The sequence below is a fragment of the Neisseria flavescens genome, assembly GCF_001618065.1.
In the GTDB taxonomy this organism is placed as follows: domain Bacteria; phylum Pseudomonadota; class Gammaproteobacteria; order Burkholderiales; family Neisseriaceae; genus Neisseria; species Neisseria flavescens_A.
Genome location: NZ_LAEI01000050.1, coordinates 48299 through 58436 on the forward strand (window position 1 = coordinate 48299; position 10138 = coordinate 58436).

8 protein-coding genes are annotated in these 10138 nt (G+C 49.2%); all 8 read left to right on the forward strand.

What is annotated here, in order from left to right:
• The first annotated feature begins 29 nt into the window (after positions 1-29).
• The 8 genes from TW89_RS08270 to TW89_RS08305 all read left to right on the forward strand — a co-directional run bounded on the left by TW89_RS08270 (position 30) and on the right by TW89_RS08305 (position 9694).
• Entirely contained in the window at positions 30-905 is an 876-nt protein-coding gene (locus tag TW89_RS08270; RefSeq protein ID WP_128581121.1) for a DMT family transporter, read from the forward strand.
• 65 nt (positions 906-970) lie between these two features.
• Positions 971-1789 (forward strand): hypothetical protein, encoded by an 819-nt coding sequence (locus tag TW89_RS08275; RefSeq protein ID WP_128581122.1) that lies wholly within the window; start codon positions 971-973, stop codon positions 1787-1789.
• A 108-nt stretch (positions 1790-1897) separates the two neighbouring features.
• On the forward strand, positions 1898-3067 hold the full coding sequence (locus TW89_RS08280) for a chloride channel protein (RefSeq protein ID WP_225522198.1): 1170 nt from the start codon (positions 1898-1900) through the stop codon (positions 3065-3067).
• Between the two features lie 258 nt (positions 3068-3325).
• The gene (locus TW89_RS08285; RefSeq protein WP_128581123.1) at positions 3326-3805 is read left to right on the forward strand and encodes a hypothetical protein; all 480 of its coding nucleotides are present in this window, start codon (positions 3326-3328) and stop codon (positions 3803-3805) included.
• A 112-nt stretch (positions 3806-3917) separates the two neighbouring features.
• Positions 3918-5498, forward strand: a complete 1581-nt coding sequence (gene purH / locus TW89_RS08290) for a bifunctional phosphoribosylaminoimidazolecarboxamide formyltransferase/IMP cyclohydrolase (RefSeq protein ID WP_128581124.1) — start codon at positions 3918-3920, stop codon at positions 5496-5498.
• A 73-nt stretch (positions 5499-5571) separates the two neighbouring features.
• The gene (locus TW89_RS08295) at positions 5572-6087 is read left to right on the forward strand and encodes an SMI1/KNR4 family protein (RefSeq protein WP_128581125.1); all 516 of its coding nucleotides are present in this window, start codon (positions 5572-5574) and stop codon (positions 6085-6087) included.
• 246 nt (positions 6088-6333) lie between these two features.
• Entirely contained in the window at positions 6334-6462 is a 129-nt protein-coding gene (locus TW89_RS12100; protein WP_256388401.1) for a hypothetical protein, read from the forward strand.
• 766 nt (positions 6463-7228) lie between these two features.
• The gene (locus TW89_RS08305) at positions 7229-9694 is read left to right on the forward strand and encodes a collagen-flanked surface repeat-containing protein (protein WP_164836713.1); all 2466 of its coding nucleotides are present in this window, start codon (positions 7229-7231) and stop codon (positions 9692-9694) included.
• The last annotated feature ends 444 nt before the right edge of the window (positions 9695-10138 follow it).

The following is a 10138-nucleotide window of genomic DNA, read 5'->3' on the forward strand; positions in this document are numbered from 1 at the left end:
ACGATTAACCCTTTTTAAAAGGTCGGACCATGTTCTATCAAATACTTGCCCTGCTGATTTGGGGCAGCTCTTTTATCGCTGCCAAGTATTCTTACGAGATGATCGACCCGACGCTGATGGTTGAGGCGCGGTTGTTGATTGCCGCGTTGATGGTGCTGCCGTCGTGCCGCCGTCATTTGGGTTGGATTCCGAGGAGCGAGTGGAAGCCGTTGTTGTGGATTTCCTTTGTCAACTACGTTGTCGTTTTAATGCTTCAGTTTATCGGTTTGAAATACACGTCTGCCGCCAGCGCGGTTACCATGGTCGGGCTGGAACCCTTACTGGTAGTTTTTGTCGGTCATTTCTTCTTCAACGACAAAGCCAAACTTTACCACTGGATTTGCTGCGCAGTGGCGTTTGCCGGAGTGGGCATGATGGTAATGGGCGGTGCAGAAGAGGGCGGTACGATTGACTGGTTCGGCTGTCTGTTGATTTTGCTTGCAGGATTGGGTTTTGCAGGCGTGATACGTCCGAGCCAGCAGATGGTTGCCCGTATCGGTGCGCCCGCATTTACCGCGGCTTCCATGGCGGTAGCGGCGGTGTTGTGTCTGCCGTTTTCGTTGGTGTTGGCAGACAGTTATCAAATCAACTGGTCATGGGGCGGTACGCTGTCGATTTTGTATATGGGGATCGGTTGCAGTTGGCTTGCCTATCTGTTGTGGAACAAAGGCATGAACAAAGTCCCTGCCAACGTCTCCGGCCTACTGATTTCGCTTGAGCCTGTCATCGGCGTTATCATGGCAGTGTTAATTTTGGGCGAACATTTAAGTGCTATGTCTGCGATGGGCATTACCGTCGTTATTGCGTCCACTTTTGTCGCCGGTATGTTGGCGCGTGTCAGCAACAAACACAAAAAGGCCGTCTGAAAACGGTTTCAGACGGCCTGAAGTAAGCAGTACTTTTTTCAATAAAACATTTTGGGAAAATTTCTATGAAACGCATTATCTCCCTGCTTTTGCTTGCCTGCCCCGTTTTGGCGTCGGCTGCACCCGATAACGACAAAGCCGCCGTACAGGCCGTCATTGCCAAGTATTACAACCGACCGCTTGCCGCGCACAAATGCCAGCTCGCCAAGCCGCCGAAAGACAGTGAGACAGCATCTGACAACATCATGTATTGCATGAAACCTGTCGCCGACCATACCGTAACACGCAACGGCAAAGCCGCGCGCTATGTGTTGTACACAGGTTTTGCCTACGATATGGAACAAAAAGTAAAACAAGACGCTCATGCTTCTTCCGGTCTGGCAGAATTGTTTGTTTTGGAAAAAGCAGACGGCAAGTGGGCAATCAAACGGCACGGAAAAGATAAAATCGGCGCATGGGGCGAGCCGCCGGAGAATAAGGCGTGGAAGTTTGTTCAGGTAGGCGCGCAAAACTGGGGCTATGTTGCCGAATCAAGTTATACAGGCCAAGGCGACACGACGACTTCGCAAAACTTCCTGTTTACCGATGATAGCAACCGAATCCGCAACAGTGTCATGATCAGCGGTAACGATAACGGCGCATATTACGGCAATTGCGATGAATATAAAGGGCGCGAAAAACGCCTCTGCGAAGACACGTTTGTCAGCCTGGAAGCCAAAATTGCTTTTGACAAAAGCCGTCCTGCCGTATCCGGCGTATGGGCGTTGGCTGCAAAACTCAGCGGCGTATCAAGAAAGAAAAATTATAAAAATCAGAAATATATTTTCCCTTATAACGGCAAAACCCACGTCGCCCCCAAAAACTATCCCCTAGGCGGACAATAGTTCCCTCGAAAAACGCTTTGATCAAACCATTACTACCTCAAGTCAAATCCCGTGAAAGAAACGCATAAACTCTGGGCCGCCCTCATCATTACCGGCATTATCGGCGGCATGGTCGGCATTGTATTAACCGAAATCATGCACACAATTCAACATCTTGCCTATGGTTACGGTTCAGACGGCCTATACGTTTCATTCCGAGAGGGCGTATCGCAGGCAAGTCCGGAGCGACGTATCGGCGTGATGGCCTTTTGCGGCGTGGTGGTTGGTTTGGGGTGGTGGTTTCTCAAACGCTACGGCAGACCGCAACCGAGTATCAAAGCAGTGGTTAAAAATCCGCTCGCCGGTTTTCCGTTTTTTGAAACCGTCAGCCATGCCCTGTTGCAAATCATTACTGTCGGGCTGGGCTCGCCGCTCGGTCGTGAAGTTGCGCCGCGCGAAATGACCGCTGCCTTTGCTTCAGTAGGCGTCAACCGTTTCGGGTTGAGCGAAGACGACGCAAGGCTGGTCATCGCTTGCGCCTCGGGTGCAGGTTTGGCGGCTGTGTATAACGTGCCGCTCGCCTCCACACTTTTTATCCTCGAAGCCATGCTGGGCTTGTGGACGCAGCAAGCCGTCGCCGCCGCATTGCTGACTTCAGTCATCGCCACCGCCGTCGCACGCATCGGCTTGGGCGACGTGCAGCAATATCATCCGACCAACCTTTCCATCAACACCTCATTACTTTGGTTTTCCGTCATCATCGGCCCGATACTGGGCGCAACCGCCGTCTTTTTCCAGCGCACAGCCCAAAAGTTCCCCTTCATCAAGCGCGACAACATCAAAATCATTCCCTTGGCCGTCTGTATGTTTGCACTCATCGGCGTGATTGCCGTTTGGTTTCCCGAAATTTTGGGCAACGGCAAAGCAGGCAACCAACTGACCTTTGGCGGCATGACCGACTGGCAACACAGCCTTGAGCTGACCGCCGTCAAATGGCTGGTCGTCTTAATGGCGCTGGCGGCAGGCGCATACGGCGGCCTGATTACCCCGTCCATGATGCTCGGCAGCACCATCGCCTTTGCCGCTGCCGCCGCGTGGAACAGCGTTTTCCCAGAAGTGTCGTCCGAAAGCGCTGCCGTTGTCGGCGCTGCCGTTTTTCTCGGCGTTTCCCTCAAAATGCCACTGACAGCCATAGCCTTTATTTTGGAGCTAACCTACGCCCCCGTTGCCTTACTCATGCCATTATGTGCAGGCATGGCAGGCGCAGTATGGGTGGCAAAGAAAATGGGATTTAAATAAGAAAAAGCAAAAGGCCGTCTGAAACCAAGTTTCAGACGGCCTTTTACAATAAAATTGTTAACAATATCTATAAAAACCTACTGCCAAAAAGGCGAAAATAGCGGATAATACCGCCCTGAAAATTCATCCCATAATGTTTTGCCAAGATTGAAGATGTATTCTGTCGAACTTATTGCCAGTGTCTTCAAACTTGTATAAGGCAGTTGGAAAACTAAGAAAGTAGCTTATTCACTCCCGATTTTATAGAAAGAAACTGTTATGCAAAAAAAACACCTGATTTTTCTTCTTGCTGCCTTTGCTGCTGCGCCTGTGTTGGCAAAACCTGTTGTTGTTCAAGAAGCGCAACTACTCGGTAAATGGCAGTGCGCTGCCACTGATAAAACGCCGATGACGTTTACTTTTGGCAGTGAGCAAAAAGTAAGCGTGATTGTGGATATGAATATTCCTTCTCCAGATGATGAAACCTTAGTTTATCGGGTGTTTACAGACGGTACTTGGACGTTGAACGGAGGAAAAGTTGGTTTGAATATTAAAACCACCGATGTTCAAAGACAACATAGCACAACTAAAATTCGCACTATTCCGTGGCGTGAAGTGGATAAGGAAATGTTTGCCCAGATGAGAAATGGCATTGGTAAATCAGATAAATTGCAAATGCAGGTTAAAAAAATCGGGAATGACAGCCTAAGCGTCCGTATGCAGGGCGATAAACAAGATATGGCTTGCCGTAAGGCATAAATTTATTGAATTGTCCAAGGGGATGTTATCGTGACTAAACATCCCATTTAATTTTATTTCATATTTGCTCTAGTAGCGTGTATCGATTAAACCTTCAACAAAGGAAATCCAAATGTCTTCCATCAAACGCGCCCTGATCAGCCTATCCGACAAGACAGGCGCAGTCGAATTTGCCCAAACCCTGACCAAGCTCGGTGTTGAAATCCTCTCTACCGGCGGTACAGCAAAACTCTTGGCTGATGCAGGCGTTCCCGTTATCGAAGTTGCCGACTATACCGGTTTTCCCGAAATGCTCGACGGCCGCGTGAAAACCCTGCATCCGAAAATCCACGGCGGCATCCTCGGCCGTCGCGATTTGGACGAACACGTCGCCAAGATGGAAGAACACGGCATCGGCAATATCGACCTCGTGTGCGTCAACCTCTACCCCTTCGCCGCCACCATCGCCAAACCAAACTGCACACTGGAAGACGCGATTGAAAACATCGACATCGGCGGCCCAACCATGGTGCGTTCTGCCGCGAAAAACTGGAAACACGTCGCCATCGTTACCGACACCGCCGATTTCCCGGCCATCGCCTCCGAACTCGAAGCCAACAACGGCGCATTGAGCGACAAAACCCGTTTCAACCTCTCACGCAAAGCGTTCAGCCACACCGCCCAATACGACGGTATGATTTCCAACTACCTGACCTCGCTTTCAGACGACGTCTTGAGCGGCCAGCCCCAAATCGGCGAATTCCCAAGCCAGTTCAACCAAAGCTGGATTAAAGTGCAAGACATGCGCTACGGCGAAAATCCGCACCAACGCGCCGCGTTCTACCGCGATATTTACCCCGCCGCAGGCAGCCTTTCTGCCTACAAACAGCTGCAAGGCAAAGAATTGTCGTACAACAACATCGCCGATGCCGATGCCGCATGGGAAGCCGTCAAATCCTTCGATGCGCCCGCCTGTGTGATTGTGAAACACGCCAATCCGTGCGGCGTTGCCGTCGCAGCCGATACATTGACCGCCTACAAACTCGCCTACGCTACCGACACCACCAGCGCATTCGGCGGCATCATCGCCTTCAACCGCGAAGTAGACGGCGAAACTGTCAAACAAATTACCGACAACCAATTTATGGAAGTCCTCATGGCGCCGAAGTTCACCGCCGAAGCCCTCGAAATCGCCGCCGCCAAGAAAAACGTGCGCGTATTGGAAGTGCCGCTCGAAGCAGGAGCCAATCGCTTTGAACTCAAACGCGTCGGCGGCGGACTGTTGGTACAAACCCCCGACATCCACCGCATCAACCGCGCCGATTTGAAAGTTGTCTCCAAACGCCAACCGACCGAGCAAGAATGGAACGACCTGATGTTTGTCTGGAACGTCGCAAAATACGTCAAATCCAACGCCATTGTCTTCGGCAAAGGCGGTCAAACCTACGGCATCGGCGCAGGCCAAATGAGCCGCGTGGACAGCACCCGCATCGCCGCCCGCAAAGCGCAAGATGCCAATCTCGACCTCAACGGCGCATGTGCCGCTTCCGATGCCTTCTTCCCATTCCGCGACGGCGTGGATGTGATTGCCGAACAGGGCATCAAAGCCATCATTCATCCGGCAGGCTCGATGCGCGACCAAGAAGTCTTTGACGCAGCGGACGAACACGGCATCGCCATGGTCGTAACCGGCATCCGCCATTTCCGCCACTAATAAGCTGATATAAAATGAAGGCCGTCTGAAAACCGATTTCAGACGGCCTAAGTTTTAATAAATGGGATAAGTCATGTCTTTTAGCCAAGCTGAGTTGGCAGATTTTGCTGCCAATCTTTTTGTTAACTATGACGAAGGTTTTGAAGGGGATACGCCGCTTACGGATGAGATTATTGCACGCGTGGAAGAGGAGCTGGGCTATTCTCTGCCCATTGATTATATAGCTTTGATGCGCCTGAAAAATGGCGGTAGTTTGAAACGTTGTTTTTTTCGTTATGCCGATACGGATGGATATGAATGCGAACTAATGGTTCGTGGTATATATGGTATTGGTTTTGCGAATAATAATGCCTTGTGCGGTCAAATGGGTAGCCGTTTTTTGGAGGATTCCAAAAATCACGCATTGCCGCATATTGGTGTTTACTTTGCCGAAGAAGATAGCGGGCACGGATTTTTTGCGCTGGATTACCGCAATATAAATACCGATGGTGAGCCATCGGTTATCAATATTTATTTGGATAATTTTCATGAGGAATATATTGCCGACAGCTTTGCTGATTTTGTCCGTCGTTTGACTGCAGACGAGTAAGTAGGGCGGATAAGTGGTTAGGATTTCAAATATTCCTGTCTCTAGTAAGCTGATATAAAATAAAGGCCGTCTGAAAACAAAGTTTCAATATCATGAAACCCGTTTTCAGACGGCCTTCTTCAATCATCAAACAATTTAGCGGCTTAACTGCAAATCAGGACAAAGCGACTAAGCCCCAGCCCGTCCAATTTATGCAGCAACGCAACGCCACAAAAGTCTAAAACCAACCCACTCAGAGAAAGAAACATGAAACACATCCTCCTCATCCTCACCCTCGCCACACTTACCGCCTGCGCCTCCAGTCATACCGGCGGTTACGGCTATGCCGGCAACAACGGCGCTTCCGCAGGCGTGACCCAAACATTCCGTTGGTAAGGCCGTCTGAAAAACAACACGGTTTTCTACACCAGAGAACAACTAAATCCCAAACGTAAAGGCAAGTTTTACACTTGCCTTTTTAACGCTGTCCATCGGCTCAATAGCGCATAAATTCGTATCATTTATTCACTATTTATATGTTAGGAAACGTCAAAGGCCGTCTGAAAACAGGCCATACAAATCCATCACACGTTTTAAGCCGATCTTCAATACAAATTTCATTAATTCTCTAAATAAAAGCCCATACTTAAATCTATCACTAAAGAAACTATTTAAATCATATATTATTTATTAATCATTATTGTTTGAGAATAAAAAAGTAAAATCAAACAGCTAGAAAAACCGTTTAAAAAAAGCAACAAGTAAATTTAACGGGCATGACCGTTGAGGCCGAAAAAGTAACACTTTATCGGAAGAGTTGATTTGCGAAACCAAACGCATATAAAATTTGGACAAGGATTCCGAATGCATTGAAAGAAGCTGACAAAAAGTGACTTGTTAAGAAACAAGCTGACAAAAAACGGCACATCGTTTCCCAAACTTCACAAGCTTCTCAAAATGTATCAGCATAAAATCCCTTAAAACAGGCTTTTAGCTGCTATTCGGCCGAATGGAGACTTTTGGCACGGGAATTGCATACAGGAGATTACGGCATGAAACCGCATAAAGGGGAAACTCTGAAATGCGGCAAATGTGTGGACAGGCGGTTTACAGCCGAGCAACACGTCCCAAAAGAAATCAAACCCCTTACAGGAAAATCGATATGAATAAAGTCTTTAAAGTTATTTGGAATCACGCGACCCAGACATGGACCGCGGTTTCCGAAATCAGCCATGCACACGGCAAAAAATCCGCTTCCGATAAGCGTAAAGCCGTAGCTGCTGCAGTTGCAGCGGCAGGTGCCTTGATGGCTTCAGGCGCTGCTCAAGCTGGAGTGGATCTTGGAAATTCTGCAGTTAATATTTCTCCAAATGGCACTTATAACGGAAGTAACAACGTTGGCCAAAACTCTATTGTTGTAGGCTATCAAAACACAACTAATAATGAGTGGGGTACAACTGCGATCGGTGCTAATAATACTGCGACCGCAAACTCTGCATTGGCTGTAGGTAACAACAACCAAGCAACCAAAGGTGCTTCAACTGCAATCGGTGTAAGCTCTATTGCAAGTGGTGAAGCTTCTATTGCAATTGGTAACGTAGCCCAAGCAACTCAAATTCGTGCGACTGCAGTAGGTAACCGTGCGACTGCTACTCAAGACTCCGCAAGTGCATACGGTAACCGTGCAACTGCTGACGCACAATTTGCAACCGCTATCGGTGATAATTCTCATGCAAGTGCTGCGGCTGTTGCAGTGGGTACGCATGCAGATGCTTCACATCAAGATTCTATCGCGATTGGTAATAACGCTCATGGCGCTTGGACCAATGCGATTGCTGTCGGTAAAGATAGCGTAGCAAAACAAGACCACGCGATTGCAGCAGGTACTAGCGCAAATGCGTCAGGTATTCAAGCTATCGGCGTTGGTTCATATACAAAAGCAGAAGGTAATCTGACAGTTGCAGTTGGTCCATATGCGCAAGCCAATAAAGAAGCTGCAGTTGCTGTAGGTTCTAACGCTACTGCTGCTGAGTCTAACTCTATTGCCGTAGGTCAAACTGCTACTGCGGCTAACAATAACTCCATTGCTGTCGGTACAAAAACAGCTTCTAGAGGCGATAATGCAATTGGTATCGGTGCTTATGCTGAATCAACTGCTGCACGTAGTACCGCTATCGGCGTGTTGTCTCAAGCGAATGGCGCAGGCTCATTTGCCGGTGGTGCATCTGCTCAAGCAACAGGTGAAAATTCTGTAGCTATTGGCGGTGCGATGGATGGTAATTTTGGTAATAAAGCAGGTACTGCTGCTAAAGCCGTTGGTAATAACTCTATTGCAGTAGGTTCTAAATCAAATGCTTCTAAAACTGCTGACGTTGCAGTAGGTTATGCTGCTACAGCAAATGGTACTTCTACCGGTTCTGATGGCGACGGCGTAGTAAATAATGCCGGTTCGGCAATGGCAATCGGTACAGAATCTCAAGCAACCGGTATCGTAGCTACAGCCATCGGTGAGCGCTCTAAAGCTCTGGCAAATGGCGCGGTAGCATTGGGTGGCGACGCTCAAGCGAAACAAGGTTCTGACGTAGCAATCGGTCGTGGCTCTGTAGCTGACGGTACTTCTGCCGCTGCATTCGGTCCTGCTGCTACAGCAACTGGTAAATATTCAGTAGCTTTGGGCGTACAAAGTAACGCTGCTTCTAAACAAGCGATTGCATTGGGCCGTGGTGCTCAAGCCAATGGTGGTGATTATGCAACTGCTCTGGGTAACGGTGCTCAAGCAACAGCTAAAAACACTTTGGCTTTGGGTACAGAAGCTAAATCTACTCTCGAAAACAGCGTAGCCCTGGGTAACGGTTCTACAACCAGCGCATTCTCACCTACTAACAGCGCTACTGTTGGCAACTACACTTACGGTGGTTTCGCAGGCGCAACCAGCGGTTTAAATAACGGCGCAGTATTGTCTGTAGGCTCTGCAGGTAACGAACGTCAAATCCAAAACGTTGCCGCAGGTCGTATCTCTTCAACTTCTACCGATGCAATCAACGGCTCTCAATTGTTTGCCGTAGCAAACCGCATCGAAAATCTGAATCCATTTGTATTCCAAGGCCACGATGGTAGCGGTAGCTCACCTGCTGTAGGTACATTCAAATACAACCCAAATTCAGCAGGCAATCCTCTGAAACTGATCGCTGGTGAAGGTCTGAAAATGACTTCAAACGGCACTAACGAATACACCCTGAGCGTAATCGGTGGTGGTTCTACTGGTGCTTCCGGCGCTACTGGTCCTAAAGGCGAAAAAGGCGATACCGGTCCTGCTGGCCCTAAAGGCGACAAAGGCGATAAAGGTGACACTGGCGCAGCCGGCGCTAAAGGCGACAAAGGCGATAAAGGTGACACTGGTGAAAAAGGTGGCAGCATCACAGGTGAAGTTGTAGATAATGGTGACGGTACCCATACAATCACTATTACTGATCTTGAGACCGGTACAGTCACTACTACCATCGTTAAAGACGGTAAAGACGGTGTAGATGGTAAGAATGCTAAAGCCGACGTTAAAGACAACGGCGATGGTACTCACACTGTAACCATCACTGGATGGGCGAAGGTAATACCACTACTACTATCGTAAAGACGGTAGAACGCTGAAGCCGACGTTAAGCAACGGCAACGGTACTCACACTGTAACCGATACAAAAGACGGTAAACGGTAATACCACTACTACCGATACCTAAAGACGGTGACAACTGGTAGCCTAAAGGTGACACTGGTCGCAGTCCGGCGCTAAAGGGCAACGAAGGCGATAAGGTGATACGTGTAGCAGGACCGGTCGACGTAAGGGCGACGTAAACGGGCGAACTAAAGGGTGAACGTACGTGGGTCGCCGGAACCGGGTACCGGGGACGTACCGGTAAAACGGGGACCGGTAAACGTTAAAGGGGCGGTAAACCGGTACCGGTTGGGGTACCACCGGGGTTAACGCCCGGGGACCGGGTAACGGTTAAACGGGCCGAACCGGTAAAGGGTCGGAAACGTAAACGGGGTTGAACCCTTAAGGGTCCGGTAAGCCCCGGG